At 67.7% G+C, this 26,999-nt stretch carries 21 protein-coding genes and 1 pseudogene; 8 read left to right on the top strand and 14 right to left on the bottom strand.

Features of this window, described 5'->3' with window-relative positions:
• Nucleotides 1-80: 80 nt before the first annotated feature.
• Nucleotides 81-1,283 carry an ATP-dependent RecD-like DNA helicase gene (locus tag E6C72_RS22720; RefSeq protein ID WP_109442738.1) on the bottom strand — a complete coding sequence of 401 codons (1,203 nt, stop codon included), beginning with the start codon at nt 1,281-1,283 and terminating at the stop codon, nt 81-83.
• 129 nt (nt 1,284-1,412) lie between these two features.
• On the opposite strand from E6C72_RS22720, the gene E6C72_RS22715 reads away from it, so the two are divergent.
• The gene (locus tag E6C72_RS22715; protein ID WP_109442737.1) at nt 1,413-2,387 is read left to right on the top strand and encodes an MBL fold metallo-hydrolase; all 975 of its coding nucleotides are present in this window, start codon (nt 1,413-1,415) and stop codon (nt 2,385-2,387) included.
• A 17-nt stretch (nt 2,388-2,404) separates the two neighbouring features.
• Here E6C72_RS22715 and E6C72_RS22710 read toward each other — a convergent pair whose 3' ends face one another.
• A complete protein-coding gene (locus tag E6C72_RS22710; RefSeq protein WP_109442736.1) occupies nt 2,405-3,391 on the bottom strand; it encodes an aldo/keto reductase in 987 nt (328 codons plus the stop codon).
• A 167-nt stretch (nt 3,392-3,558) separates the two neighbouring features.
• Here E6C72_RS22710 and E6C72_RS22705 point away from each other — a divergent pair, with 167 nt between their 5' ends.
• Nucleotides 3,559-4,665 (top strand): hypothetical protein, encoded by a 1,107-nt coding sequence (locus E6C72_RS22705; protein WP_109442735.1) that lies wholly within the window; start codon nt 3,559-3,561, stop codon nt 4,663-4,665.
• A gap of 7 nt (nt 4,666-4,672) precedes the next feature.
• Here E6C72_RS22705 and E6C72_RS22700 read toward each other — a convergent pair whose 3' ends face one another.
• Complete coding sequence (locus tag E6C72_RS22700) at nt 4,673-5,158, bottom strand: Lrp/AsnC family transcriptional regulator (protein WP_109442734.1); 486 nt, start codon at nt 5,156-5,158, stop codon at nt 4,673-4,675.
• Between the two features lie 107 nt (nt 5,159-5,265).
• On the opposite strand from E6C72_RS22700, the gene E6C72_RS22695 reads away from it, so the two are divergent.
• Nucleotides 5,266-6,156 carry a DMT family transporter gene (locus E6C72_RS22695; RefSeq protein WP_109442733.1) on the top strand — a complete coding sequence of 297 codons (891 nt, stop codon included), beginning with the start codon at nt 5,266-5,268 and terminating at the stop codon, nt 6,154-6,156.
• Between the two features lie 90 nt (nt 6,157-6,246).
• Entirely contained in the window at nt 6,247-7,077 is an 831-nt protein-coding gene (locus E6C72_RS22690) for a molybdate ABC transporter substrate-binding protein (RefSeq protein ID WP_109442732.1), read from the top strand.
• A 9-nt stretch (nt 7,078-7,086) separates the two neighbouring features.
• On the opposite strand, the gene E6C72_RS22685 is transcribed toward E6C72_RS22690, so the two are convergent.
• From E6C72_RS22685 to E6C72_RS22660, 6 genes are all read right to left on the bottom strand, one after another.
• Nucleotides 7,087-8,769, bottom strand: a complete 1,683-nt coding sequence (locus tag E6C72_RS22685; RefSeq protein WP_109442731.1) for a methyl-accepting chemotaxis protein — start codon at nt 8,767-8,769, stop codon at nt 7,087-7,089.
• A 174-nt stretch (nt 8,770-8,943) separates the two neighbouring features.
• Nucleotides 8,944-10,281 (bottom strand): MFS transporter, encoded by a 1,338-nt coding sequence (locus E6C72_RS22680; RefSeq protein WP_211100101.1) that lies wholly within the window; start codon nt 10,279-10,281, stop codon nt 8,944-8,946.
• Nucleotides 10,282-10,413: 132 nt separating this feature from the next.
• Nucleotides 10,414-11,055 (bottom strand): N-carbamoylsarcosine amidohydrolase, encoded by a 642-nt coding sequence (locus tag E6C72_RS22675; RefSeq protein WP_109442730.1) that lies wholly within the window; start codon nt 11,053-11,055, stop codon nt 10,414-10,416.
• Between the two features lie 12 nt (nt 11,056-11,067).
• Nucleotides 11,068-11,769, bottom strand: coding sequence for an Asp/Glu racemase (locus E6C72_RS22670; protein ID WP_199228839.1), 702 nt, complete (start codon nt 11,767-11,769; stop codon nt 11,068-11,070).
• Nucleotides 11,770-11,838: 69 nt separating this feature from the next.
• The gene (locus E6C72_RS22665) at nt 11,839-12,678 is read right to left on the bottom strand and encodes an alpha/beta fold hydrolase (RefSeq protein WP_109442728.1); all 840 of its coding nucleotides are present in this window, start codon (nt 12,676-12,678) and stop codon (nt 11,839-11,841) included.
• Entirely contained in the window at nt 12,675-13,823 is a 1,149-nt protein-coding gene (locus tag E6C72_RS22660) for an FAD-dependent monooxygenase (RefSeq protein ID WP_109442727.1), read from the bottom strand. Before E6C72_RS22660 ends, E6C72_RS22665 begins: the two co-directional genes overlap by 4 nt.
• A gap of 468 nt (nt 13,824-14,291) precedes the next feature.
• Between E6C72_RS22660 and E6C72_RS22655 the strand changes: the two genes are divergently transcribed.
• The 4 genes and pseudogenes from E6C72_RS22655 to E6C72_RS22640 all read left to right on the top strand — a co-directional run bounded on the left by E6C72_RS22655 (nt 14,292) and on the right by E6C72_RS22640 (nt 20,071).
• Nucleotides 14,292-15,341: a 2,5-dihydroxypyridine 5,6-dioxygenase gene (locus tag E6C72_RS22655; protein WP_109442726.1), complete on the top strand. Its 1,050-nt coding sequence runs from the start codon at nt 14,292-14,294 to the stop codon at nt 15,339-15,341.
• 107 nt (nt 15,342-15,448) lie between these two features.
• Nucleotides 15,449-15,931, top strand: coding sequence for a MarR family winged helix-turn-helix transcriptional regulator (locus E6C72_RS22650; protein WP_211100100.1), 483 nt, complete (start codon nt 15,449-15,451; stop codon nt 15,929-15,931).
• 71 nt (nt 15,932-16,002) lie between these two features.
• Nucleotides 16,003-16,461, top strand: a pseudogene (locus tag E6C72_RS22645) ((2Fe-2S)-binding protein); the annotation flags it as partial.
• 22 nt (nt 16,462-16,483) lie between these two features.
• Nucleotides 16,484-20,071 (top strand): molybdopterin cofactor-binding domain-containing protein, encoded by a 3,588-nt coding sequence (locus E6C72_RS22640; protein ID WP_247875905.1) that lies wholly within the window; start codon nt 16,484-16,486, stop codon nt 20,069-20,071.
• Between the two features lie 15 nt (nt 20,072-20,086).
• Here the strand turns inward: E6C72_RS22640 and E6C72_RS22635 are convergent, their stop codons facing one another.
• The 5 genes from E6C72_RS22635 to E6C72_RS22610 all read right to left on the bottom strand — a co-directional run bounded on the left by E6C72_RS22635 (nt 20,087) and on the right by E6C72_RS22610 (nt 26,888).
• Complete coding sequence (locus E6C72_RS22635; protein ID WP_109442740.1) at nt 20,087-21,187, bottom strand: lactonase family protein; 1,101 nt, start codon at nt 21,185-21,187, stop codon at nt 20,087-20,089.
• Nucleotides 21,188-21,277: 90 nt separating this feature from the next.
• A complete protein-coding gene (gene garD, locus E6C72_RS22630; RefSeq protein ID WP_109442723.1) occupies nt 21,278-22,801 on the bottom strand; it encodes a galactarate dehydratase in 1,524 nt (507 codons plus the stop codon).
• Between the two features lie 167 nt (nt 22,802-22,968).
• On the bottom strand, nt 22,969-24,306 hold the full coding sequence (gudD, locus tag E6C72_RS22620) for a glucarate dehydratase (protein WP_109442722.1): 1,338 nt from the start codon (nt 24,304-24,306) through the stop codon (nt 22,969-22,971).
• A 40-nt stretch (nt 24,307-24,346) separates the two neighbouring features.
• Nucleotides 24,347-25,435 carry a mannonate dehydratase gene (locus E6C72_RS22615; protein ID WP_109442721.1) on the bottom strand — a complete coding sequence of 363 codons (1,089 nt, stop codon included), beginning with the start codon at nt 25,433-25,435 and terminating at the stop codon, nt 24,347-24,349.
• A 73-nt stretch (nt 25,436-25,508) separates the two neighbouring features.
• Entirely contained in the window at nt 25,509-26,888 is a 1,380-nt protein-coding gene (locus E6C72_RS22610; RefSeq protein WP_109442720.1) for an MFS transporter, read from the bottom strand.
• Nucleotides 26,889-26,999 lie beyond the last annotated feature (111 nt).

The raw sequence follows: 26,999 nt of genomic DNA, 5'->3' as shown, positions 1-26,999 counted from the left end.
CCATACGTGAAATTATGGAGGCACCGTCCGATCACATCCAACGCAAAGACTTGATACATTCGATAAATTAGATTTATGAATCAGCCCGGCAGGCAATCGTCGAAGGCCGGGACCTGCCATGGTCCACCGAGGTCTGCGTTGCGCAGCAACAGCACCAATTCCTCGCGCGAGCGGGTAACAGCGGTGTAGAGCCAGCGCCAGCGATGCTCCCGGAAGGCACCCGAATCGTCGACCACGGTGACCGAGGGGAATTCCGACCCCTGCGAAGCATGGCAGGTGATCAGCCACGCCCAATCATAAAGCTGGATGTCCTTGCCGACCCGCGGTTGGACCATCCCCTCGGTGTAATGGGCCTGGAACATCCAGGGATGGACGATCAGCTTGCCGCGCGAGCGCACCTCGTCCTCCATCTGCACGCCGAGCGACCACAGGCCAGCGTCGCGGCCCTGCGCCTCGGCGGCCGGGCGGGTCAGCGCGCCGATCATGCCGTTGTAGAGCCCCTCGTCCTTCTGGTTGCGCCGGCAAATGACGCGCTCCCCCGTCTGCGGCATCGTCGACTCATGGCCAAGCAGCTTGCGCATCCGCTTGGTGTAGGTGGTGCGGACGCGGTGGGTGCCGCAGATCGCCTGCGACGACGGCCGCATCACCAGCGACTGGGTGCGGTGCTCCAGCGGCAGAACATGGACCTTGCCAACCGAACCGAAGCGCCGGGGCATCTCCTGCCGGCGCAGCAGGTGGGCGAGCCGGATGACCGGACTTTCACGGGCGGTGCGGTGCGGCTCGGTCAGGCGGAAATCCGGCTCGCCGCTGGTGAACAGCCCCTGGCCGGACACCGGCGGCAGCTGGTAGTCGTCGGCGATGACCAGGATCTTCTTGCCGGTCCGCATCAGGTCGCGCGCGAGATCGTCGCCGATCATCGATCCTTCGTCGCAGACGATCAGGTCCGCGTCGGCCACCGGACCATCGCTGCGGCGGGCGAAGAACAGCTCGCCGCTGTCACCGTCCTTGCGCGGGGCGTAGAGCAGGGAATGCAGCGTCGCCGCCCCCTCGATCCCCTTCTGGCGCAGAACCTGCGCCGCCTTGCCAGTGGGAGCGCCGACCACATAGTCGGTCAGCCGGCGGCGGTCCAGCAGATGCTCCAGCGCGAAGGCTGTGGTCTTGGTCTTGCCGGTCCCGGCCTCCCCGGCCAGCCAGAAGACCTGCTGCGCGCCGTCATCCTTGTACCAGGCGTCGATCGCCTGGATGGCACGATGCTGCTCGTCGGTCGGGGTGTCGGACTGCATTGGATCGAACCAGGATCAAACCATGAATGAAGACGGTACAGTAGCCCGACCGACCATTACTGGTCCATAGAACTTCGCCGTGGCGATACCATCTCTTCCCGGACCATCGTTGCAGAGGATCCGGTACGCATGCGTAATCCCTATTGGCAAGGTCCGGTGACGTCAAATTTCGACGGGCTGCGCTTCTTCAATCCGGGCGAACCGGAGACCGACCGTGGCCTGCGCGAACTGCTCCGCTGGCAGATGGGCCGGAAGGCGGCGAAATGGCCCCGGCAGGTGGCTGTGGCTCCGGTGATGCCAGCGCGGCACGTCTCGGGCCTCCGCGTGACGGTGGTGGGGCATGTCACGACCCTGATCCAGGCCGCCGGGCTGAACATCCTGACCGATCCGGTCTGGTCCGACCGCGCCAGTCCGGTCCGCTTCGCCGGGCCGAAGCGGGTCACCGCACCGGGCATCCGCTTCCACGATTTGCCGAAGATCGACGCGGTTCTGCTGTCGCACAACCATTACGACCATCTGGACGTAGCGACGCTGAAGCGCCTGCACCAGCGCGACGCGCCGCTGATGGTGACGCCGCTCGGCAACGACACCATCCTGCGCAAGCATATTCCGGGGGTGCGAACCGCCGTGGGCGACTGGTGGAGCCGGTTCGAGCTGGCATCGGGAACGGAGGTCCATATCGTGCCGGCCAACCACTGGTCGTCGCGCACCGGGCGGGACCGGCGCATGGCGTTGTGGGGCGGCTTCACCCTACGCACGCCGGCCGGGTCGGTCTATTTCGCCGGCGACACCGGCTATGGCACCGGTGCCGCCTTCCGCGCCATCGGCGAGCGGCTTGGGCCCTGCGACCTAGCGCTGATCCCCATCGGCGCCTATGACCCGCGCTGGTTCATGTCCGCCCAGCATTGCGACCCGGACGAGGCGGTGCGGATCATGCTGGACATCGGGGCGAAGAAGGCCGTCGGCATTCATTGGGGCACCTTCGCCCTGACCGACGAGCCGCGGGACGAGCCGCCGCAACGGCTGCGCGCCGCACTCACCGCCCACGGCATCGCCCCCGCCCGCTTCGAAGTGGGCCATCCCGGCACGGTGGTGGACGGCTGACGCCGCCAACCGGTGTCTCAAGCCGGCGTCGGCGCCTGCTCCGGCAGGACGCCCGCCGATTTCAATTCCCGCCAGAAATCGGCGGGGATCGGCTGGCCCATCAGCGTGACATTCTCCTGCACCCGCGCCGGGTTCTTGGTGCCGGGAATGACCGAGGCGACGACCGGATGCGCGGCACAGAATTGCAGAGCCGCGGCGCGCAGGTCCACACCATGGCGTTTGGCGATCTCCGCCAGCCGGTCGCGCGCCGCCACCTTGTCGGCGGAGGCCTCCTGATACTCGAAAGTCTTGCCGCCGGCGATGAGGCCCGAGTTGTAGGGGCCGCCGACCACCACATGCACGCCGCGCTCGGCACAACGCGGGAACAGCTCGTCCAGCGCCGGCTGGTTCAGCAGGCTATAGCGCCCGGCCAGCAGGAAGACGTCGGGGGCCGCCTGCTCCAGCGCCATCAAGCAGGGCTCCACCCGGTTGACGCCAAGGCCCCAGGCGCGGATCACCCCCTCCTCGCGCAGCCGGGTCAGCGCCACGGCGGCGCCCTTCATCGCGGTATCGAACACCTCCAGCCAGCGGTCGCCGTGGGCGTCTTCGGCGCAGTCGTGGATATAGGCGATGTCGATGCGTGCCATCCCCAGCCGTTGCAGGCTATCCTCGATGGAACGGCGCACGCCGTCGGCGGTATAATCGTAATCGACGCGGAACGGCAACCCCTTGACGAAGGGACCATGTCGGCCACCCTTGCTGGCGTCGGCACGCAGCAGCCGGCCGACCTTGGTCGACAGCACGAATTCGTCGCGCGGACGGCTGCGCAGGACATGTCCGAAACGATGCTCGGAAATGCCGGGGCCATATTCGGGGGCCGTGTCGAAATATCGAATGCCCGCGTCCCAGGCGGCGTCGAGGGTGACCTCAGCCGTCTCGTCCGTCACCTCCTCGAACATGTTGCCGAGGGGGGCGCCGCCGAAGCCGAGCGGGCCGGGCGGGGCAAAATGCGTGCTGTTGGACATGGAAAAACCTTTCCGTCTCTGGCGCGGGTCGATGCACCCGTTGAACACCGCGGTTCGGCGAGCCGTTCCTGCATCATCCGGCCTCTGCCGACTGTCGAGCCGTTGCTTGATCGGCATTCCGGCGATGCCCAGCTTGCTACGCGGAACAGACGAGGACCAGAGCGCAGATGGCGACGGCAGCGGATGAAAGCGCGGAGATTCTTGGCGAGGCCCGCCGCATCCTCGCCGCCGGGGATGAAAGCGCCCTGACTCCGCCGGCAACTCTCGGCGATCTGGCTGCACTGCTCGCCGACATTTTTGACGAGAGCTACACCGCCGAACGGGTGCTGGCATTGCTGACGCCAGCCCGCCGCCATGCCTTGAGGAGCCGCTTTGCCGTACCCGACGAGAGCGGCGGAGCGGAGGTCTGGCTGCCGGTCGATGTTCTGGACCGGCTGCGCAGCGTCGCCGACATGCCGCTCGACGCCATCCGCGCCCTGCTGGACAGCGGGAGGGCCCTGCCGGAGCCGGGCAGCGAGGAGCATTGCCGCAAGCGCCGCTGCGCGCCCCAACTGCTGCTGTCCGATCCCGGCGGCTGGCAGTGCCGAACCTGCGGCCTGACCGGGTGGGCCGACCTGCCACCCAACCCGGTCGTCGCCGGCCACCTGTCCGGCCAGCGCGCCCGCATCGCCGAACTGCACGCCCTGGCCGCCGCCATCTACGAGGGCTGGGGTGCCGGCGAGCGCTTCACCGTTGCCGATGCCGCGGCAAGCCGCCTGCCCGGCATCCCGACCGACCGCGACCGTCTGAAAGCCTTGCTGGCCGATCTGATCCGCGACGGTTTGCTGGAAGAAGCCCCCGGTCCGCGCGGCGGTGCCGGATACCGCGTGCTGGAGGAGCCGCCGGACTGGATCGCCGACGCCATTGCCGAACGCAAACGCCAGCGCGAGGCGGAGGCGCGCATCCGCGAGGAACGGGCCGCCGCCATGCGCAAGGTCCTGGAAGAAGGCCTGACCCACACCACCGCGGCCGGAGAGCCTGTCGAGATCGCGCAGAATGATCGCGGCCTGGAACTGCGCTTTCCCACCATCCCGTCCTGGGAGCTGCGGGAGGAGATGAAGCGCCAGGGCCATTGCCGCTGGGATGGCCGGCGGCGGCGCTGGTGCCGCCTGTCCCCGGTAAACCGCGTCGAACCCTGGTTGGCGGCGGCACTCGACGCCGGTGCCACGGTCGCACCACTGGGGACCGCCGATCCCGATGCAGAGGATTGGGGATACGAGGATTGGCCGGACTGACGCCGTCCTACAAATCCACCTCCAGCGTCACCTTCACAGGATCGAGCACCACCATCGTATGGAAGGACTGCACCAGTTCATTGTCGGCGAACAGGCGGCGCGACAGCAGCTCGTAGCTCGCCATGTCCGGGACCAGCAGGATCAGGACGAAGCTGGCCTGGCCGGTGATGAAATAGCATTGCTGCACCTCCAGCGCCTCGCGAAACAGGCGCTTGGCGGCGACGATGGTCGGTGTGCGGTCATTGACCGTCTGGACCTCCACCACCACCGTCACACCCTGCCCGACCGCGGCCGGATCGACGACCGCCACATTGCGCCGGATGACGCCGGCCGCCTCCATCCGGGCGATGCGGCGCTGCACCGCCGGGGCGGAGAGATGCACCGCTTCGCCGATCTCGCGTTGCGAGGTCTTGTTGTCCCGTTGCAGGATGCGCAGGATCGCGCGATCCTGGTCATCGAGCTGATCCGGCGGGCGGGCGATCGTTGAGCGCATGGCGGCTTCCACGAAAGATTTGTGCATCCATTGAGCGAAACTTAAACGCCCGGCCCGCCTGCGTCACAGTATCTTTGCGCTCGAACCTGTCCTGCGGGAGCCAGCGCGTGACGAACGCCTCCATCGACTCCACCTCAGTCACCCGGCCGGAGCCGGCGGTGCTGCCGCTCGCGCTTCTTCTGGCCTCGCTGCTGTCGCAGTATGTCGGGGCGGCCTCGGCAAAGTCGTTGTTCCCGATGGTCGGGGCGGAGGGGGTGACCGGTCTGCGCGTCGGGCTGTCGGCGCTGATGCTGCTGGCGATCCTGCGGCCCTGGCGCAGTCTGCCGGGACGGTCGAATATGGGCAACCTGCTGGTCTATGGCGCCACGCTGGGGGCGATGAACCTGTCGATCTACCGCGCGATGGAGTTGATCCCCATCGGCATCGCCATCGCCATCGAGGTGACCGGACCGCTGGCAGTGGCGCTGCTCGGCTCGCGCCGGCTGAAGGATTTCCTGTGGATCGCCTGCGCCGCAGTGGGTCTCGTCCTGCTTTTGCCACTGCGGGAGGCTAGCAGCGCGCTCAACCCGGTCGGCGTCGCCTATGCGGCGGCGGCGGCCTTCTGCTGGGCGCTCTATATCGTGTTCGGCAAGCGCGCCTCGGCGCTGCCGGGTGGGCAGGCTGTAGCCTGGGGCATGCTGGTCGCTGCCAGCTTCACGGTCCCGCTGGGGATTACCCATGCCGGCGCCGGGCTGCTGGTCCCGGCCGTGCTGCTGACCGGACTGGCGGTGGCGGTGCTGTCGAGCATGGTGCCCTATCTGCTGGAGATGATGGCGCTCCGCCGCCTACCCAGCCATGTGTTCGGCCTCGCCGTCAGCGCCTCCCCCGCCGTGGCGGCGCTGATCGGCTTCCTGATGCTGGGCGAGCGGCTGAGCACGGTGCAATGGGCGGCCATCGCCTGCATCATGTGCGCCTCGGCCGGCAGCGCACTCGGCAAGCGCGGGCGCGACACGGCGTAGCAGGAGCGGAAACAAGTCGAATAGCCGCCTTTGCACGGCGCCACTCTTCGCTATGATGTAGCACTCATAACGATGGTCGGGAAATCGTCGATGCCGTTCCGGATTCGCCGTGCCGTGCTGACCGCCACCGCGATGTTGCCCGTGGCCTTGCTGTCCTCCCTGCCGGCACGAGCCGCCTCGGCCGAACCGGTGCGGGTCTATGCCGCCGGCAGCCTGAAGGCGGTGCTGGGCGAAGTCGCCAAGGCTTACGAGGCAACACGGGGCATTCCGGTCGCCGGCACCTTCGGCGCCTCCGGCCTGCTGAAGGAAAGGCTGGAGAAGGGCGAGACGGCGGAGGTCTTCGCCTCCGCCAACATGGACCATCCCAGCGCCCTGCACGCCGCCGGACTGGCCGGCCCGGTGCGGGCCTTCGCGCGCAACACCCTATGCGCGCTGACCAAGCCGGGGCTGACGGTCACGCCCGACACGCTGCTCGACCGCATGCTGGACCCGGCGGTGCGGCTCGGCACCTCGACACCGAAAAATGATCCGGCCGGCGACTATGCCTGGGAACTTTTCGGTAAAGCGGACCGGCTGAGGCCGGGCAGCGGGGCGGCACTCGACGCCAAGGCGATCAAGATCACCGGCGGCCCGCAGGCGCCCCAACCGCCGGAAGGCCGCAACGCCTACGCCTGGCTGATGGAGCGGGATGCCGCCGACCTGATCCTCACCTACTGCACCAACGCCCGCCTCGCCACCCGGGAGAAGCCGGCGCTGGGCGTGGTCGCCATGCCGGAAGCACTGAACGTCGGTGCGGAGTACGGCATCACCGTGATGGCAAAGGGCGATGCCGCACGTGGTCAGGGTTTCGTCGACTTCGTCCTCTCTCCACCCGGGCAGGCGATCCTGCAAAGCCACGGCTTCCAGCCGACCGCCCGCTGAGGCCACCGATCAGGCGGCGCGGACCGTCGACAGGAAGTCCTCCACCTCGCTGCGCAGCCTGACCGTCTCGCGGACGAGGCCGCTTGAGGCGGCCAGCACGACGGACGCGGCGCTGCCGGTCTCGCCGACGGTCTGGGCGATGCCGGCGATATTGCTGTTGACCTCCGCCGTATGGCGGGCGGCCTGCTGGATGTTGGCGCCGATATCCTTGGTGGCGGCGCTCTGCTGCTCCACCGCCGAGGCGATGGCGGTGGCGATGTCGCTGACCGAGGTGATGGTGCTGCCGATGCCCTGCACCGCCGTCACCGTGCTGCCGGTGAATTGCTGGATTTCCAGAACCTTGGCCTGGATGTCGTCGGTGGCCTTGGCCGTCTGGTTGGCCAGCGCCTTCACCTCCGACGCGACGACGGCGAAACCCTTGCCATGTTCGCCGGCCCGCGCCGCCTCGATGGTGGCGTTCAGCGCCAGCAGGTTGGTCTGGCCGGCGATGGCGTTGATGAGTTCCACCACCTGCCCGATCTCCTGGGCGGCGGAGGCAAGGCTCTGGATCATGCCGTCGATCTTCGCCGCCTCGTCCACCGCGCGGCCGGCGACGCTGGTGGACATGGTCACCTGACGGCCGATCTCGGCGATGGAGGCGAACAGCTCCTCCGTCGCGGCGGCCACCGTGTTGACGTTGCTGCTGGCCTGTTCGGAGGCCTGCGACACCGCATGGGCCTGGGTGCCGGAACGGTCGGCGGCGAGAGCCATGCCGGACGCGTTGCTTTCCATTTCGTGCGCCGCGGCGGCGACGGCGGCGACCATCCCCATCACGCGTGCCTCGAACTGGGCCGCCATGTCGAGCAGGGCGGCGCGGCGTTCGGCCTCGGTGCGGTCCTTCTGCGCTTCCGCCTCGGCCTGGAGGCGGCGTACCTCCTCGCCGTTGCGCTTGAAGTCCTCCAGCGCGCGGGCGAGCGTCCCGACCTCGTCGCCGCGGTCCTGGTGGTTGATCGCGACCGACAGATCGCCGGTGGAGATGCGGTTGGTGGCCTGGGTCAGGTGCAGGATCGGCGTGGTGATGCGCCGGCCGATCCACAGGGCAAGGCCGAGGCTGACCGCCGCCAGAACCGAGACGGCGATGGCGATGTGCAGCATGGTCCGCGTCCGCGCGGCGGCGACGGTGTCGAGATAGACGCCGGAGCTGACGACCCAACCCCAGCCCTTGGTCAGCTTGGAATAGGCGGATTTCTCCACCGGATCGCTGGAACCGGGCTTGGGAAAGAAGAAGGAGGAATAGCCGCCGCCGGCTTCGGCCGCCGCGACCTCGTCGCGCACGAACAGCCGGCCGGTCTTGTCGGTGCTGTCCCACATCGCCTTGCCTTCGACCTGCGGGTTCAGGTGGGCCAGGATGTTGCCCTTGCGGTCGAGGATCAGCGCGTATTCCGAACCGTCGTAGCGCGCCGTCCGCGCGATGTCGAGCGCCAGCTTCTGCGCGTCGGCGAGCGGCAGTTCGCCGGAGGCCGCGCGCTGCTCGAACCGTTCGATGATGGAGGTCACCATCTCCACCGCGACGCGGGCGCGGGCCTGCCGCTCCTCCATCATCACGGTGCCGAGCGACCTCGCGGTCAGGACCCCGGCGCCGACCAGCGCCAGAACGGTGATCAGGGGAAGCAGCAGCAGGCGCCCCCGGATGCCACGCAATGCGGAAATCATGTCTCTGTTGCCCCCGGCGACTGGCTTTGTTGCAGCGGGTGCCTCGGCCGCGCCGTGGCCGGACACACCGGAACGGCCAAACCGGCGCCGCCCATCGGGCGGCACCGGTCGGGCCGTTCACACACTCTTATCGCGAGAATTTTCACAGAAGCTTTATGTATCGCAGAAATCTCCTCAGAGATTCACCACCCTGGGCGGCAATGCATAGACCAGCAGGGCGCCGATCAGCAGACAGCCGGAGAAAAACCACAAGGCGGCGCTGCTGCTACCGGTCAGATCGATAACGATGCCGATCAGCGAGTTGCTGACCAGACCGGCGATGCTGGCGAGCGAAATCGCCATGGCGAAGCCGGTGGCCGCCGCCGTGCCCTTCAGGAAGGTAGCCGGCAGGCTGAAATAGGCGGGGAGCGGACCGAGCACGCCGACCGAGGCGACGGTGAACAGCGCCACGGTGGCGACGAGGTTGTCGGCGAAGAAGGTGCTGGTCGCCAGCGCGGCCGAGGCGGCCAGGAAGGGGACGATGATGTGCCAGCGCCGCTCGCGCATCCGGTCGGAACTGGCGCCGATCAGCAGGATGCCGATGACGGCCAGGATGTTGGGGATCATCGTCAGCAGGCCGATGTGGAACGGATCGACCACGCCGGTCTTGCGGATGAAGGTGGGCAACCAGAAGCCGATGGCGTAGGCGGTCAGCAGGATGGCGAAGTCGATGCCGCCCAGCATCCACACCTTCAGATTCAACAACCCTTCCTTGAAGCTGTGGCCGGCATGCTTGGCTTCGGACTCGTCGCCATGCAGGTCGGCGGCGATGCGGGCCTTCTCATCCTCCGACAGCCATTTGGCGTCGCGGAAGGAATTCGGCAGGGCGACGAAGGTCAGGAAGCCGAGAAGCACGCTGGGCACCGCCTCCAGCAGGAACAGCCACTGCCAGCCGCGCAGGCCGTGGACATGGTCGAAATGGCTCATGATCCAGCCCGACAGCGGGCCGCCGATCACGCTGGACAGCGGCAGGCCGATGACGAACAGCGCCATGATTCGGCCGCGGCGGTAGGTCGGGAACCACAGCGTCAGGTAATAGAGCACGCCCGGCAGGAAGCCGGCCTCGGCGGCGCCCAGCAGGAAGCGGACGATGTAGAACTGGGTCGGGGTGGTGACCAGCATGGTGGCGGCCGACAGCAGGCCCCAGGTGATCATGATGCGGGCGATCCACAGCCGCGCGCCGACCTTGGTCAGCACGAGATTGCTCGGCACCTCGAACAGGATGTAGCCGACGAAGAACAGGCCGGCGCCCAGACCGTAGGCCGCCTCGCTGAACTGAAGGTCCCCCATCATCTGCAGCTTGGCGAAGCCGATGTTGATGCGGTCGAGATAGGCCGCCAGATAGCAGAAGCAGAGGAAAGGAATGAGGCGCCAGGTGACCTTCTTGTAGAGCTGATCCGTATCGACGGACTGCACGGCGCCAAGCGCGGCGTTAGGCGCCGCATCCGCTGTTGTCGTCTGGGCATAGGACATGTCGTCTGTCTCCTTACGCTGATCGCGTTGTGAACCCGTCCCGTTTCTCATGCCGGCGCCGCCTGTCTCGGGTGCAGCACCGGGTGTTGGCCCCAGTTTTGTTTTTTGTTGGTCCTGATACAGCAGGCCGCTTTAAGCGACCTTTTCAGCGAACTGCGCGAGCGCCTCCTGCTTGCTCACCACGTCGCCGTATTTGCTGTCGATGTCGAACAGGTTGGCCTCATGCGGGCCGTCATGGCGGTCGCCGACGCAGTCGCGCACGACGATGGTGCGGAAACCATGCTGGACCGCGTCCACCGCGCTGGCCCGGATGCAGCCGCTGGTCGAGCAGCCGGCCAGCACCACCGTATCCACCCCCATGGCATGCAGCATGGGCGCGAGGCTGGTGCCGAAGAAGGCGCTGGCATATTGCTTGGAGATCACCACCTCGCCCGTCAGCGGCACGACCTCCGGACAGAAGGCGGCGAGCGGGTTGCCCTCCACCATGTCCTTCATCACCGGGGCCTTGCGCACCCACATGCCGCCATCGGCGAAATGGCCGGGATGGTAGCGGATGTTGGTGTGGACGACCGGAATGCCGGCCTTGCGGGCGGCGTCCAGCAACTCCACCGTCTCCGCCACCGCGCGCACCACGCCGGGGGCGTAGAGCGGCGCGCCTTCGGTGGTGTAGCCCCGCATGAAGTCGATCACCAGCAGGGCCGGCCGCTGGCCGAAGCCGATCCGGTTGCCCCAGACGCCCTTGTAATTGTCGGATGCGCTTTGCCCGTCGGTCATGCGGATCACTCCTCAGTAGGCGCCGGACAGCAGGGCACCGGCGCCGGGCACGATCGGCTCCAGCTTCAGCGCCTTCAGCATGGCGTAGGTCGTGGCGATGGCGGCGGTCAGCACCGGCTTGCCGGTCTCCGCCTCCACCCGCGGCACCACCGGCAGCGACGGCATCTGCACGCAGGCGGACAGGACGACGACGTCCACGCCCTCCAGGTTCATGCCGCGCACGATGTCCGGCAGGTTGTTGGGATCGTGGCGGGCGACGTCGAGGTTGTCGGGGATCTCCAGCGCGCGCCAGTCCTGCACCTCGAAGCCTTCGGCGCGGATGTAGTCGACCACCAGCTCGGTCAGCGGGCGCATGTAGGGGGCGACAATGGCAATGCGCTTGGCGCCCATCACCTTCAGCCCGTCGACCAGAGCGCCGGCGCTGGTGACCACCGGGGCGGGAGCCTCGTTCTCCAGCGTCTTGCGGGCAAGGCGGGCTTCGGAATCGCGGTGGTAGCCGAGCCCCATCGACATGATGGCGACGAGGCAGGCATAGCCCAGCACATCGACGCGGGCGTCCGACAGCTCGACGGCGCAGCGGTCGGATTCGGCGTCCATCGCCGCCAGCTCCTCCTTCTTCACCGTCTTCATCCGCATGCGGGCGGAATGGAAGGTGAAGCGTTCCGGGCGGATCGCCTGACGCGCGGTCAGCATAGCCGGGATTTCCGTTTCCATGGTGACGTTGGAACTCGGGACGATCTGGCCGATGCGGTACAGCGAAGACATGGGTGTCGTTCCTATGGATCAGGCGAACGGGCCGGGGAGCTGGATGCCGAGGCTGTCGCCGAAGGCGGCGAGGAAGCCGTCGAGGTCATCCCACGGGATCATGTGCCCGGCGTTTGGGACGCGGGCGATGCGGATGGCGGGCTGGAGGCTGATAATCTCCGCCTCGTCCTCCGGCTGGATCACGCCGCCGCGGCCGGCGACGATCAGCAGGGCCGGGACCGGCAGCTTCGGCAGGTCGGCATGGATGTCGTCCCGGTGGAAGCCTTCATAGGCCTGGACGATGGCCGGCTCGTAGCAGGTGTGCAGCCATTCGGCGCGCAGCCGCAGCTGCTCCTCCGTCCAGGTCGGGCAGAAGGCGCGCATGGCGTCGGCATCCATGCCCGTCAGCGACTGGCGGATCGAATCGACGTACCATGGCAGGCCGCTGGGATAGGGCCGGCGGCCGGGGCCGGAGACCGGCGGATCGATCAGCACCAGCTGGCGCAGGCCCTTGCCTTCACCGCGCACCGCGGCGCGGATGGCGAAGCGGGCGCCCATGGAATGGCCGATCAGGATGCAATCGCTCAGGCCGAGCGCCGCGATGAAGGCGTTCACGTCGTCGGCGCAGGCGTCGATGCCGTAATCCAGATGCGGCCCGCTTTCCGACAGCCCACGCCCGCGCACGTCCAGCACATAGGTGTCGAACTGTTGCCCGAAGCGTTCGGCGACAAAGCCCCAGGTGACGGCCGGGCTGGTGATGCCGGGGATCAGCACGATGGGCGGTCGCCCGTCCTGCCGCTCCCCGCCATAGCGCAGGTAATGCTGGCGGATGCCGTTGGCCTGGACGTTGGCGCCATAGAGGAAGGTCGAGGCGGTCATGCCGCGACGCCTTCGCGCAGCGGCTGCTCATAGACGTCGTAGCCGAAGACCCAGGCCGGATCCTCCTGCGTGCGCAGGAAGGTGTTGGCGTTGGAAACCGCCTGCACCCGCGTCGCGCGGTCCTTGCGGTTGGCCTCGTACAGCGCGAAGGCGGTGCGGTAGTCGGTCAGGCCGGTCTCGGACAGGCAGCGGGTCAGCATCGCCGCGTCCTCGATCGCCATGCCGGCGCCCTGCGCCATGTGCGGCTTCATCGGGTGGCAGGCGTCGCCCAGCAGGACCAGCCGGCCGCGGCTCCACAGCGGCAGCGGGTTGCGGTTGCGCAACGGCCATTTGGTGACCTCCTCCGTGCACTCGATCAGCGCCTGGACGGTCGGGTGATAGCCCTGGAAAGCCTCGAACATCTCCTCGCGGCTGCTGTCGACGAAGGCCTCCTGGAAGTCCCAGGCCGGATGCGGCACGCCGGTGACATAGTAATATTCGTCGCGCTTCCCGGTGGTGAAATAGACCATCATGTGACGATCCTCGGTCCACCACTTGATGCAGTCCTCGAAGGTCAGGTCGTATTTCGCCAGCTGGTCGCCACGGATCAGCGCGCGGTGGGCGACCCAGCCGCTGTAGTTCGGCGCCTCGACCCCCAGCAGGGCCTCGCGGATGCGGGAATTGATACCGTCGGCGCCGATGACGATATCGGCGCGCGCCTCGGTCCCGTCGGCGAAGGTCAGGCGGACGTCGTCGCCACTGTCGGTGATGGTTTCCAGCCGCTTGTCGAACTGGACGGAACCGGGGGCCAGCGTGTCCATCTGCAACAGATGCATGTCGCCGCGATGGACGGTGACATAGGCGGCGCCATATTCGCGCCTGGCGAAATCGCCCAAGGGGATGCGCGACAGGTAATCGCCGGTGAAACCGTCGCGGCTGAACCAGAAGTCCGGCTTGGACCCCATCGCCTCCAGCGGCTTCTCGATGCCCAGCCGACGGAACACCTTCATCACGTTGGGGCCGACATGGATGCCGGCACCCAGCCGGGAGAATTCAGTCGCCTGCTCGTAGACATCGACCTGGAAGCCGGCCTGCTGCAGAAGCCCGGCGGCGGCGGCACCGCCCAGCCCGGCCCCGACAATCGCGATTCTCTGAGTCTTCCTCATGGGTATTGCCCTTTGCTGACATGTGGGTATTCGGCCGGCGGCACCATGGCGCGCGCGGCCGGATGCAAGGGTGCGGAAAGGGGGCCGGCGATTTTTCGCCCCGGCTCCGGCCGTCGACCGTTGCGCTGAACTCGATATACAGTGTGTACGCTGTTTTGGCTTGCCACGCAACACAATTCGCCATACAACACTACTCGGGCTTTGCGGCGCCCTCACAGGGCTTCGCAGCGGGATTTGACCGCAAAATAGCCATGTATCGCCTCATTTTAGGTCGCCACTGCCTGTTTATCGTTCATTTCGGCACAGCGCCAGCCAAGGGCTTACCCCCATACTGTCCTGGGCCAGATTAAGCTTATACGCTCTATATATGTTGGTCAGTCCGCCACTGCCGACGGCGGATGTCCACCCGGAAACACGGCCCGGATCGCGCAGGGCGCGGCCGCGGCCACCAAGGTTGGGAGAGATGAGATGCCGGTGAGCGATCGCGAGCTGACGCAGATGTTCGAGCGGGTTCTGACCCTGTCCAAGGTGGACAAGACCCAGAGCGTCGCTGTGCTTAAGAGCGACTATTCCAACCCGCGCATCGTGCGGGCGGCGATGGACGCGGCCCAGCACCTGGGGGCCAGCGTGTACGGGGTCGAACTGCCGGCCTTCAACCACCCGCGCGCCATGGGCATGGACATGACCGCCTATTGCGGTGACACGCCCCTGACCGGCAACCTCGCCGCCCAGCGCGCGCTGGAGGCGGCCGACCTGATCGTCGACACCATGATGCTGCTGCATTCGCCGGAGCAGGAGCAGATCCTGAAGACCGGCACCCGTATCCTGCTGGCGGTGGAGCCGCCGGAGGTGCTGGCCCGCATCCTGCCGACCGAAGAGGACAAAATCCGCGTCAACGCTGCGGCGGAGCGGCTGAAGCGGGCCCGCTCCATCGCCGTGACGTCGAAGGCCGGCAGCGATTTCCGCGCCATTCTCGGCCAGTATCCGACGGTGACGGAATACGGCTTCGCCGACGAGCCCGGCCGCTGGGACCATTGGCCGAGCGGCTTCCTGTTCTCCTGGCCGGACGAGGGCAGCGCCGAAGGCACGCTGGTGCTCGACGTCGGCGACATCCTGCTGCCCTTCAAGACCTATGTGCGCGAGACGGTGACGCTGGAGATCGAGGAGGGCTTCATCCGCCGCATCCATGGCGGGTTCGAGGCGGAGTACCTGCGCGACTACATGGCCTATTTCAAGGATCCTGAGGTCTACGGCATCTCCCACATCGGCTGGGGCCTGCAACCGCGGGCGCAATGGACGGCGATGGGGCTGCACGACAAGAATGACGGCATGTGCATGGACGCCCGCGCCTTCTACGGCAACTTCCTGTTCTCCACCGGCCCGAACACCGAGGTCGGCGGCAGCCGCAAGACCCCGTGCCACATGGACATCCCGCTTCGCGGTTGCGATGTCCTGCTGGACGGCGAACCAGTGGTGCTCGCTGGCGACGTGGTGGCGCCGGAAGCGTCGAAGGCATGAGAGGGGGCATGACCGGCGGCACAGCGGGGGCACCCCGTCGCCCTTCCCTGCCCCCGCCACCGCTGCTATCGTTCGCCACCCTCCCGGTCCACCGCATGTTGTCCCCGATGTCCCAAGACCTGCAGCCTGAAGACGGCCCCGAAGCTGGCCCCGGAGACGCCGAGTACGTCTTTTCCGACCAGATCGGCCATCTGCTGCGGCGGGCCTATCAGCGGCACCTCGCCATCTTCCAGCGCAATGCCTGCGACCCGCAGCTGACCTCGGTGCAGTTCGTCACGCTCTGCGCCATCCGCGACAACGGGCCGAGTTCGCTGATCGAGCTGGTGAAGTCCACCGCCATCGACCAGGCGACGATCCGCGGCATCGTCGAGCGGCTGAAGGCGCGCGGGCTGATCCACCAGACCTCCGACCCGCAGGACCGGCGCAAGGTCATCAACTGCCTGACCGGCGAGGGCCGGCAGTTGCTGGACGACATGGTGCCCTGTGCGCGGCGGATCAGCGAGCTGACCATGGGACAGCTGAACCCGGCGGAACGGCTGGCGGTGACCCATGTCCTGCAAAAGATGATCGCGCAGGGCGGGGACGAGTAACCTCCCGTCCCCCCTGCCCCCGTCGGATCCCCAAGGAGACTACGGGCGTGATCGCACCGGATGGACGCCTTATGGAAAAGACCATCGCGCTGCGGGTGAATGGCCATGCCGTTTCGGTGACGGCGATGGCCGACACGCCGCTGCTCTACATCCTGCGCAACGATCTGGCCCTGAACGGGCCGAAATACGGCTGCGGGCTCGGCGAATGCGGGGCCTGCACAATCATCCTCGACGGCGTCGCCGCGCGGTCCTGTGTCATCCCGCTGGCGGGCGCGGAAGGGCGCGAGGTGGTGACGCTGGAAGGGCTGGGCAACAGCGGCGCGCCCCATCCGGTCCAGCAGGCCTTCATCGACGAGCAGGCCGCCCAGTGCGGCTATTGCATGAACGGCATGATCATGACCGCCAAGGCGCTGCTCGACCGCAACCCGGCCCCGACCATGGACGAGGTGCGCCGCGCCCTGTCCGGCAACCTGTGCCGCTGCGGCACCCATGTCGAAATCCTGCGCGCCGTCATGCGGGCTGCGCGGCTTCTCTCCTCCCCCGGAGCACATCATGACGATCAACCCGACGCCCGCCCCTCAGTCCCCGCCGATGCCGACCCGTGCGGAACTGATGGCGGCGACCGGCGTCCTGCTGATCGTTGACGAGATCCAGCCGCCCTCCGGCCCGGTCGCTAAGGGGGCAACAGCCACGCCGAAGCCGCCGGAAACCGCGCTGTTCCTGGCAGTGCGCGACGACGGGCAGGTCTTCGCCTTCAACGGCCATGTCGATCTCGGCACCGGCATCCGGACGGCGCTGACCCAGATCGTCGCCGAGGAGCTGGACCTGCGCATGGACCAGCTTCGCATGGTGCTGGGCGATACCGGCAGCAGCCCCAACCAGGGCGCCACCATCGCCAGTGCCACCATCCAGATCTCCGCCGTTCCCCTGCGCAACGCTGCGGCGGAGGCGCGCCGTTGGCTGCTGGACCGCGCCGCTTCCCTGTTCGGCGTGCCGGCGGGAGAGTTGCGCGTTGAAGAAGGGGTTGTGATCGCTGGCGACGGCAACCGCCGCATCTCCTACGGAGAACTGGTGCGGGGCGGGCGGGTGGAACTGCGCATCAGCGGCGACGCCCCGCTGAAGCCGCGCGAGCAATACAGGCTGGTCGGCAAGGGCGCGCCGCGTGTCGACATCCCGGCCAAGGCGACCGGCGAGTTCTCCTATGTGCATGATCTGCGGCTGCCGGGGATGCTGCATGGCCGGGTGGTGCGCCCGCCCTATGCCGGCATCGACAGCGGCGAATTCGTCGGCAACAGCCTGGAGAGCGTCGATGAAGGCTCCATCGCCCACATCCCCGGCATCGTCAGGGTGGTGGTGGTGCGCGACTTCGTCGGCGTGGTGGCGGAGCGCGAGGAACAGGCGATCAAGGCGGCCCGCGCGCTGAAGGTCACCTGGAGGCCCTGGACCCGCAAGCTGCCCGACCTGTCGAACCTCGCCCAGGCCCTGCGCGAGAATCCCAGCACGCCGCGCAAGGTGCTGGACAAGGGCGACGTCGATGCCGCGCTTGCCGCCGCCGACCAGCGGATGACGCGGACCTATGTCTGGCCCTACCAGATTCACGGCTCCATCGGACCGTCCTGCGCGGTGGCCGATTGCAAGGCGGACCGGGCGACGGTCTGGTCCGGCACCCAGAACCCGCATCTGCTGCGCGCCGACCTCGCCTGGCTGCTGGAGTGGTCGGAGGAGCGGATCGACGTGGTGCGGATGGAGGCCGCCGGCTGCTACGGCCGCAACTGCGCCGACGACGTGGCGGCGGATGCGCTGCTGCTGTCGCAGGCGGTCGGTCGCCCGGTGCGCGTCCAGCTGACCCGCGAGCAGGAGCATCTGTGGGAGCCGAAGGGCACCGCCCAGTTGATGGAGGTCGATGGCGGCATCGATGCCGACGGCGGAATCGTCGCCTACGATTTCGCCACCAGCTACCCGTCGAACGGCGCGCCGACGCTGGCTCTGCTGCTGACCGGACGGGTCGATCCGGTGGCCGCCGTCTTCGAGATGGGCGACCGCACCTCGATCCCGCCCTACGACTACGAGAACATGCGGGTGGTCATCAACGACATGGCCCCCATCGTCCGCGCCTCCTGGATGCGCGGGGTATCGGCGATGCCCAACAGCTTCGCCCATGACAGCTACATCGACGAGCTGGCCTTCGCCGCCGGGGTCGATCCGGTGGAATTCCGCCTGCGCCACCTGCGCGAGGACGAACGCGCCGCCGACCTGATCCGCGCCGTTGCCGGCCGCGCCGGCTGGCAGCCGCGCACCGCCCCGCAACAGACCCCGCCGGAGGGCGACATGCTGCGCGGCCGCGGCTTCGCCTATGCCCGCTACATCCACAGCAAGTTCCCCGGCTTCGGCGCCGCCTGGGCCGCCTGGGTCGCCGACGTGGCGGTCGACCGCAGGACCGGCGAGATCGCAGTGACCCGCGTGGTCGTCGGCCATGATGCCGGCCAGATGATCAACCCCGACGGCGTGCGCCACCAGATCCACGGCAACGTCATCCAGTCGGCCAGCCGCGTGCTGAAGGAACAGGTGGAGTTCGAGGACTCGGTGGTCGCCGCCAGGGAATGGGGCGGCTACCCGATCATGACCTTTCCCGAGGTGCCGGACATCGACGTGCTGATGATGCCGCGCGAGACCGAGCCACCGTTGGGATCGGGCGAGTCCGCCTCGGTTCCCAGTGCCGCGGCCATCGCCAACGCCATCTTCGACGCCACCGGCATCCGCTTCCGCGAACTGCCGATCACCGCGGAGCGGGTGCGCGAGGCGCTGAACAGCCCATCCGAACCGGTGCCACCCGCCCCGCCCGAAGCCGCCAAGCCGCGCAGGCGCGGCTGGAAGGCGTGGCTCGGCGCCTCGCTGACCGGCTTATGCGGGGTGATGATTGGCATGGCCAGCAGCGCCCTGCCCTTCCGCGCCGAGATCGCCCCGGTGTCGCCGCCGTCGGCCGGGCTGTGGGCGCCGGCAACCATCGAACGCGGGCGGCAGCTGGCGGCGTTGGGCGACTGCGCGGTCTGCCACACGGCGGAGAATGGTGCGACCAATGCCGGCGGCCGGCCCTTCGAGACGCCCTTCGGCACCGTCCACAGCACCAACATCACGCCGGACCCGGAAACCGGGATCGGGAGCTGGTCCTTCGCCGCCTTCGACCGGGCGATGCGCGAGGGGATCGGCCGCGACGGCCGGCATCTCTACCCGGCCTTCCCCTACACCGCCTTCCGCAACATGACCGGCGACGACATGCAGGCGCTCTACGCCCACATGATGACGCAGCCGGCGGTGCGCAGCGAGGCGCCGGCCAACGCCATGCGCTTCCCCTTCAACCTGCGCCCGATGATGGCCGGCTGGAACACGCTGTTCCTCAACCGCGAGACCTACAGGCCGGACCCGCAGCGGAGTGCCGAATGGAACCGCGGCAATTATCTGGTCAACGGGCTCGGCCACTGCGCCGCCTGCCACAGCCCGCGCAACGCACTGGGGGCGGAGAAGCTGGGCGAGGCGTTCCTGGCCGGCGGCACCGTCGACGGCTGGGAGGCGCCGGCCCTGACCGGCCTGTCCAAGGCGCCGAAGCCCTGGACGGAGGAGGATCTGTTCACCTATCTGCGCACCGGCTTCTCCCAGCGCCACGGCGTCGCCGCCGGCCCGATGGCCGCGGTGGTGCATGAGCTGTCAACCGTACCCGAAGCTGATGTGCGGGCGATGGCTGCCTATCTCGCCTCGCTCGGCGGCGATGCTGTGGAAACACCCGCCGTCGTTCCGGCCCCCGTCAACTCCGCCAATGGAGAGCGCATCTTCAACGGTGCCTGCCAAGCCTGTCACAGCGACGGCAACGGGCCAACGCTGTTCGGCGTCAGCCCGTCGATGGCGGTGAACAGCAACGTCCACAGCGACAGCCCGGACAACCTCGCCCGCGTTATCCTGCATGGCATCCAGACCCCGGCGACCCGCGACCTCGGCTATATGCCGGCCTTCCGCGACAGCCTGTCCGACAGGCAGGTCGCCGATCTGCTGGCCTACCTGCGCGGCCGCTTCGCGCCGGACAAGGCGGCCTGGACCGACATCGCCACTGCGGTGGCTAAGGCGCGGGCCAATCCGGGAACCCATTGAGGCCGTGTCGGCGCCTTACGGCACGCTGACGAACTCCACCCAGTTCGGCTGCTTGCCGGCCGGATAGCGGGCGAGCGTGGTCAGCACGCCGCTGCCGCCGTCGATGCGGTAGACCGTCATGCTGTCGGACTTCTCCCCCACCGCCGCCAGAAAACGGCCGGTCGGGTCGATGTTGAAGCCGCGCGGCTGCTCCTCGGTCGCCACGCTGCCGAGCGGCGTCAGCAGGCCGCTTTCCCGGTCGATGCGGAAGGAGCGGATCGTGTTGGTCCGCCGTTCGGAGATGTAGAGGAAACGGCCGTCCGGCGTCGTATGGATGTCGGCGCCCCAGGGCTCGCCCTTGAAGTCCGCCGGGAGGGACGGCAGGCGCTGTTTTTCCGTCAGCGTGCCGGTCTTGGTATCATAAGCGAACACCGCAACGGCGGCGTCCAACTCGTCGACCAGATAGAGGTGCCGGGCGTCGGGATGGAAAACGATGTGGCGCGGTCCGGATTTCGGCGGCAACACCACCGACGGCGGATCGTTCTCGCCCAGGCTTCCGGTCGCCGCGTCGAAACGGAACTGCACCAGCCTGTCGGAGCCCAGGTTGGTGGCGAAGGCGAAACGGTTATCGGGCGACAGCTGGATGGAATGGGCGTTCTTGCCGGTCGCCACCACCTGCTGCGGCGGTCCCACCTTGCCGTCCGGTCCGATCGGATTCACCGCCACCTTGTCGCCGCCATAAGACGCGCTGAGCAGGTATTTGCCGCTTCGGTCGGGGACGATGTACGGCATGCTGTCGGCCAGGGGACCGCTTCCGAGATGGCTCAGCTTTCCGGTCGCCGCGTCGATAGCGAAAATCTGCACCTGATAGGGCTGCGAGCGCACGCCGGCATAGAGGAAGCGCCGGTCCGGGCTGATCGCCAGGGGAGTGGAGGTGCCGGGCTTGTCCACCCCGACGAAGGGCACCGCTCCCATCGGCGTCATGGTGCCGGTCGTGCCGTCCAGCCGAAAGACGCTGATGTCGTTGCTGGCGGCATTGGAAACGTAAGCGAAGCTGTCGGCTTGCGCCGGCACGGCCGCGACGAAGGCAGCGGAAGACAGCAGCATCGCCAGGGCGATGCCGTAACGGCGATCCATGTTTTCCTCCCTGATGTGGATGTCCACCAGCCGCGGGCGCCGGTTGCTCCGGTCATTTCCGCGGCGGCGGCTTTCGGGTCCGGCTGCCGGTCAGGTGACCGGCGCCGGGTTGAACAGGGTCAGCGCATTGCGCAGGCCCCAATGGTCGGCCCAGGTCTGCTTATGGCCGCTCGCCACCTCCAGGATCAGGCGGAACAGTTCCCAGCCCACCGCCTCGATGGTTGCTTCGCCGGTGGCGATGCGGCCGGCATCGACATCGATCAGGTCGTGCCAGCGCGACGCCAGTTCCGTCCGCGTCGCCACCTTGATGACCGGCGCCATGGCGAGGCCGTAGGGCGTGCCACGGCCGGTGGTGAAGACCTCGATGTTGCAGCCCGAGGCCAGTTGCAGCGTTCCGCAGATGAAGTCGCTGGCCGGAGTGGCGGCATAGAGCAGCCCCTTGCGCGTCGCCCGCTCGCCCGGCGACAGCACGCCGACGATCGGGCTGGTGCCCGACTTGGCGATGGAGCCGAGCGCCTTCTCCACCACGTTGGCGAGGCCGCCCTTCTTGTTGCCGGGGGTCGGGTTGGCGCTGCGGTCGGCCGAACCGACCTGGAGGTAATCGTCGTACCACCGCATCTCGCGGATCAGCGCGCGGCCGGTCTCCTCGTCGATGGCACGCGGAGTGAGCAGATGGATGGCGTCACGCACCTCCGTCACTTCGGAGAACATGACCGTGGCCCCGGCCCGCACCAGCAGGTCGGCGGCATAACCCACCGCCGGGTTGGCGGTGACGCCGGAAAAGGCGTCGCTGCCGCCGCATTGCAGCCCGACGACGAGATCCGACGCCGGGCAGGTCTCGCGCCGCCGCTCGTTCAGCTGCGCCAGCCGGCGGTCGGCCATCTCCAGGATGGAAGCGACCATGTCGCCAAAGCCCTGGTGGCGTTCGTCCTGCAAGGTGACGATGCTCGGCTCCACCCCGGCCGGCAGCAGCCGTTCCGGCTGGAGCTTCTCGCAACCCAACCCGACGACCATCACGGCCCCGCCCAGGTTGGGATTGCGGGCAAGGTTCTGCAAGGTGCGGATCGGCACCGCCGCCCCCGGCGCATTGATCGCCACGCCGCAACCGTAGGTGTGGTTCAGCGCCACCACGTCATCGACGTTGGGGTATTTGGGCAGCAGTTCCTTCTTGATCCGCTCGATGGCGAAATCCATCACCCCGGCGACGCACTGCACGCTGATGCTGATGCCCAGCACATTCTTGGTGCCAACCGTTCCGTCCGGATTGCGGTAGCCCTCGAACGTATAGCCGTCCAGCGCCGGGGCGTCGGGCGGCACGGCGGTCGCCAGCGGCAGAGTGTCGAGTTCCGGCGCTTCCGGCAGGCGGACCAGCGATTCCTCGATCCAGGCTCCGCGGCGGACCGGGCGGGCGGCGGTGCCGATCACTTGGCCGTAGCGGACGATCGACGCTCCTTCCTCCAGATCGGCCAGCGCCACCTTGTGACCCTGCGGCACGAATTCGGTCAGGACCAGCCCGCACTCGAACTCCGTCCCCGGCGGCAGCCCGCCGGAGTTCACCACGATGGCAACGTTGTCGTCGGGATGGACCAGGATGTAGAGAGGCTTCTGGGTCATGGCTTGCCCTGACTGTGTCGGGATATCCCCCTCTCCCCCCGGGGAGAGGGTCGGGGCGAGGGGGATGCATCGCGTGGATTCTTGATGAGGGTCGCCACGCGACCCCCTCACCCTAACCCTCTCCCCAGGGGGGAGAGGGGATTATGCCCAGCCGAAAACTCACAACCTCACCGCACCAGACACGGCCGCTTGTTGTCGAAAGTCCAGCCGGGGATGAGGTACTGCATCGCCATGGCGTCGTCGCGGGCGCCCAGGCCGTGCCGCTTATAGAGGTCGTGCGCCTTCGCCAGCTCGTCCATATCGATCTCCACGCCCAGCCCCGGCTTCTGCGGCACCGCGACCAGCCCGCCCTCGATCCGGAAGGGTTCCTTGGTCAGGCGCTGACCGTCCTGCCAAATCCAGTGGGTGTCGATGGCGGTGATGTGGCCGGGAGCAGCGGCGGCGACATGGGTGAACATCGCCAGCGAGATGTCGAAATGGTTGTTGGAGTGCGAGCCCCAGGTCAGGCCCCACTCGTGGCACATCTGGGCGACGCGGACGCTGCCCTGCATGGTCCAGAAATGCGGGTCGGCCAGCGGGATGTCGACCGACTGAAGCTGGATGGCATGTCCCATCTGGCGCCAGTCGGTGGCGATCATGTTGGTGGCGGTCGGCAGGCCGGTGGCACGGCGGAACTCCGCCATCACCTCACGCCCGGAATAGCCCTGCTCGGCGCCGCAGGGATCCTCGGCATAGGCGAGGACGTCACCCTTGCCCTTGCAAAGCCGGATCGCCTCCTCCAGCGACCACGCGCCATTCGGATCGAGCGTGACGCGGGCCTGGGGGAAGCGCTTCGCCAGCGCCGTCACCGCCTCGATTTCCTCCTCGCCGCGCAGCACGCCGCCCTTCAGCTTGAAGTCGTTGAAGCCGTAACGGTCATGGGCGGCCTCGGCCAGCCGGACCACCGCGTCGGGCGTCAGCGCCACCTCGTTGCGCAGGCGGAACCAGTCGTCCTTGGCATCCGCTTCGCTGCGGTAGGCCAGATCGGTCTTGTTGCGGTCGCCGACATAGAACAGGTAGCCCAGCATCTCCACCGCGTCGCGCTGCTGCCCCTCGCCCAGCAGGGCCGCAACCGGCACCTCCAGGAACTGGCCCAGCAGGTCGAGCAGCGCCGCCTCCAAAGCCGTCACCGCATGGATGGCGATGCGCAGGTCGAAGGTCTGCAAGCCGCGACCACCGGAATCGCGGTCGGCGAACGCGCGGCGGGCCGCATTCAGGATGTTGTTGAAGGCGCCGATCGGCTGGCCGACGACCAGGGCGCGGGCGTCCTCCAGCGTCTGGCGGATCTTCTCGCCGCCGGGAACCTCGCCGACGCCGGTGTGGCCGGCGCTGTCCTTCAGGATCACCACGTTGCGGGTGAAATAGGGGGCATGGGCGCCCGACAGGTTGAGCAGCATGCTGTCCTGGCCGGCGACCGGCACGACCAGCAGTTCGGTGACTTTGGGCGAGGACATCTGAGTGGCCATGATGCGGGGTCTCGACAACGGGAATGCGGGAAAATACGTATCAGGCGGCTTGGAGCAGCGCCTGGGTATAACCGAGCGCGAAGGCGAAGAAACGCTCGCGGTCGGGATCGACCTCCGAGAAGGGAACATGGTCGGGGCAGAGGATGCCCTGGTATCCGACCTCGCGATAGGCGCGGATGCAGGCGGCCATGTCGACCGACCCCTCATCCGGCATCGCCTCGCGGAAGTCGAGGTAACCGCCCTTGATGTTGCGGAAATGGACCATGAAGATGCGGTTCTGCGGGCCGAACTCGCGGATCGCTTCCAAGACCGTCTCGGTCGGGGTGCGCGACATCTCGGCGATGGTGCCCTGGCAGAAGTTGAAACCGAGCGACTTGCTCTCCGGCGCCAGAGCGACGAAGCGCCGCAATCCGTCGAGCGAGCCCAGCACATGATGGACGCCGTTCAGCCCGCCCGGCGGATAGGCCGGGTCGTGCGGATGGCAGGCCAGCTTGACGCCGGCCTTCTCGGCGGTCGGCAGGATCGCCTCGACCAGATATTCGATGGCGCGCCAGCCGTCGGCCTCGCTGACGCCACCGGCCTCGCTCGCCATCACCTGACCGCAGGTCTCCGGCGCACCACGTGCCGCCACAGGGGAAGGCTTGGTGCCGGTCTCGTCCTCCGGCAACACGGTGCCCCAGTAGGAGAAGCGGGCGTCGTTCTCCGCCTTGTATTCGTCGGCGCGGAAGGTGCTGCACTTCATGCCACCGCGGCCGTCGACCACGCCGGTGCGGGTGATGCCAACCATGGCGACCGTGTATTTCACCGTGTCGACACCGCCGTCCGCCGCAGCGCGGATGTTGTGGCGCAGCCGCTCCGCCGCCACCGCCGCCTTCTCCGGCGCCCGCAGGCTGTCGAGCAGGATCGAGCCGACGTCCAGCGCCAGACAGTCCAGCGTCAGGCCATGGCTCTCCACCCACTTGCGCTGGGCGGCGACCTTGCGACCGTCCCACAGGCCGGCCTCGACATTGTCGTCGGCCATCACCGGCGCGTTCGGCCGGCTGTCGATGACGATGCCTTTGGCGCCGAGCTGGGCGGACAGGCGCAGGCGCTTGTCGGTGGGGTTGATGAGCTGTTCGCCGATATACATGGGGAAGACCCTTTGCCGAACCGTTCGACGTGGACTTGGAAAGGGGGGACGGGAGCCCCGCCCCCACGGGCCGTTACTTCTTCAGTTCCATCCGCTTGATCTCGCCGACGATGACGAGATAGCTGACCGCCGCGATCAGGGCGTTGGCGCCGACGAACACCAGCGCTCCGTTGAAGGAACCGGTGGTCTGGATGATGTAGCCGATGACGATCGGCGTGGTGATCGACGAGATGTTGCCGCACATGTTGAACACGCCGCCGCTGAGGCCGGTGATCTCCTTCGGCGCGCAGTCCGACATCACGGCCCAGCCCAGCGCGCCAATGCCCTTGCCGAAGAAGGCCAGCGCCATCAGCGACACCACGACCCACTGGAGATCGGTGTAGTTGCAGGCGATCATCGCCATCGACATCAGCATGCCCAGCACGATCGGCGTCTTGCGCGCTGCGGTCAGGGAGTAGCCCCGGCGCAGCATGGCGTCCGACATCACGCCGCCCAGGATGCCGCCGATGAAACCGCAGATCGCCGGGATGGAAGCGATGAAGCCGGCGTTGAGGATCGACATGCCACGGGCCTGGACCAGATAGACCGGGAACCAGGTGATGAAGAAATAGGTGATGGCGTTGATGCAGAACTGGCCGACGAAGATACCGACCATCATGCGGCTGGCGAAAAGCTGGCGGATGTAGTCCCACTTCGCCCCGCTCTCGGTGGCGGCCGCCGCCTTCCGGCCGTCGTCCATGTTGATCAGACCGCCGCCGGCCGCGATGTGGTCCAGTTCGGCCTGATTGATGCGCGGGTGGTCCTTGGGGGCATAGACCGTCTTCATCCACACGCCGGCCATGATGATGCCGAGCCCGCCCATGACGCCGAACACCCAGTGCCAGCCGAAGGAATGGGTCAGCCAGCCCATCAGCGGCGCGAAGATCACGGTCGCAAAATATTGGGCGGAGTTGAAGATGGCCGACGCGGTGGCCCGCTCCTGTCCGGGGAACCAGGCCGCGACGACACGGCTGTTGCCGGGGAAGGACGGCGCCTCGGCGAAGCCGACGGCAAAGCGCAGGGCGAACAGCACCATCACCGCGGTGCCACCGACGAAGAAGCCGATGGAGCCCTGCATCAGCGTGAAGACCGACCAGGTGAAGATGCTCAGCCCGTAGACGATCTTCGACCCGTAGCGGTCGAGCAGCCAGCCTCCCGGCAGCTGTCCGAGCACATAGGCCCAGCCGAAGGCGGAGAAGATGAAGCCCATCTCGGCGGCGCTGATCCCCAGCTCCTTCGAGATCACCGGGCCGGTGATCGACAGCGTGGCGCGGTCGGCGTAATTGATGACCGTGACCAGGAACAGCATCGCCAGGATGAGATAGCGGACTTTCGTCTGCTTGGCGGCGGGTTGGGCGGCGGCGGTGGAATAGGCGGCGCGCTCGGTGTTGGCGGCGGCGCTCTCGATCGTCATGAGATTTCCTCCCTCAAGGCATGAGGGCGGGCAGGCGCGGCAGTCCGTTCGCGGACCCTGTTGGCGGATCCGGCGTCCTGGCTGCACCTTGTGTCCGGCGTCGGGAACTGA

Origin of the sequence: Azospirillum sp. TSH100 (genome assembly GCF_004923295.1) — a bacterium.
Taxonomy (GTDB): domain Bacteria; phylum Pseudomonadota; class Alphaproteobacteria; order Azospirillales; family Azospirillaceae; genus Azospirillum.
This window is presented reverse-complemented; position numbering and strand designations above follow the sequence as displayed.

What these genes read in the sequence shown, in the direction of transcription:
- E6C72_RS22615 (WP_109442721.1), bottom strand. Translation starts at nt 25,435, where the DNA reads ATGTATATCGGCGAACAGCTCATCAACCCCACCGACAAGCGCCTGCGC.
- E6C72_RS22675 (WP_109442730.1), bottom strand. Translation starts at nt 11,055, where the DNA reads ATGACCGACGGGCAAAGCGCATCCGACAATTACAAGGGCGTCTGGGGC.
- E6C72_RS22720 (WP_109442738.1), bottom strand. Translation starts at nt 1,283, where the DNA reads ATGCAGTCCGACACCCCGACCGACGAGCAGCATCGTGCCATCCAGGCG.
- gudD (WP_109442722.1), bottom strand. Translation starts at nt 24,306, where the DNA reads ATGGCCACTCAGATGTCCTCGCCCAAAGTCACCGAACTGCTGGTCGTG.
- E6C72_RS22710 (WP_109442736.1), bottom strand. Translation starts at nt 3,391, where the DNA reads ATGTCCAACAGCACGCATTTTGCCCCGCCCGGCCCGCTCGGCTTCGGC.
- E6C72_RS22640 (WP_247875905.1), top strand. Translation starts at nt 16,484, where the DNA reads ATGACGATCAACCCGACGCCCGCCCCTCAGTCCCCGCCGATGCCGACC.
- E6C72_RS22650 (WP_211100100.1), top strand. Translation starts at nt 15,449, where the DNA reads ATGTCCCAAGACCTGCAGCCTGAAGACGGCCCCGAAGCTGGCCCCGGA.
- E6C72_RS22680 (WP_211100101.1), bottom strand. Translation starts at nt 10,281, where the DNA reads ATGTCCTATGCCCAGACGACAACAGCGGATGCGGCGCCTAACGCCGCG.
- garD (WP_109442723.1), bottom strand. Translation starts at nt 22,801, where the DNA reads ATGACCCAGAAGCCTCTCTACATCCTGGTCCATCCCGACGACAACGTT.
- E6C72_RS22715 (WP_109442737.1), top strand. Translation starts at nt 1,413, where the DNA reads ATGCGTAATCCCTATTGGCAAGGTCCGGTGACGTCAAATTTCGACGGG.
- E6C72_RS22700 (WP_109442734.1), bottom strand. Translation starts at nt 5,158, where the DNA reads ATGCGCTCAACGATCGCCCGCCCGCCGGATCAGCTCGATGACCAGGAT.
- E6C72_RS22670 (WP_199228839.1), bottom strand. Translation starts at nt 11,769, where the DNA reads ATGGAAACGGAAATCCCGGCTATGCTGACCGCGCGTCAGGCGATCCGC.
- E6C72_RS22610 (WP_109442720.1), bottom strand. Translation starts at nt 26,888, where the DNA reads ATGACGATCGAGAGCGCCGCCGCCAACACCGAGCGCGCCGCCTATTCC.
- E6C72_RS22705 (WP_109442735.1), top strand. Translation starts at nt 3,559, where the DNA reads ATGGCGACGGCAGCGGATGAAAGCGCGGAGATTCTTGGCGAGGCCCGC.
- E6C72_RS22635 (WP_109442740.1), bottom strand. Translation starts at nt 21,187, where the DNA reads ATGGATCGCCGTTACGGCATCGCCCTGGCGATGCTGCTGTCTTCCGCT.
- E6C72_RS22665 (WP_109442728.1), bottom strand. Translation starts at nt 12,678, where the DNA reads ATGACCGCCTCGACCTTCCTCTATGGCGCCAACGTCCAGGCCAACGGC.
- E6C72_RS22660 (WP_109442727.1), bottom strand. Translation starts at nt 13,823, where the DNA reads ATGAGGAAGACTCAGAGAATCGCGATTGTCGGGGCCGGGCTGGGCGGT.
- E6C72_RS22690 (WP_109442732.1), top strand. Translation starts at nt 6,247, where the DNA reads ATGCCGTTCCGGATTCGCCGTGCCGTGCTGACCGCCACCGCGATGTTG.
- E6C72_RS22685 (WP_109442731.1), bottom strand. Translation starts at nt 8,769, where the DNA reads ATGATTTCCGCATTGCGTGGCATCCGGGGGCGCCTGCTGCTGCTTCCC.
- E6C72_RS22655 (WP_109442726.1), top strand. Translation starts at nt 14,292, where the DNA reads ATGCCGGTGAGCGATCGCGAGCTGACGCAGATGTTCGAGCGGGTTCTG.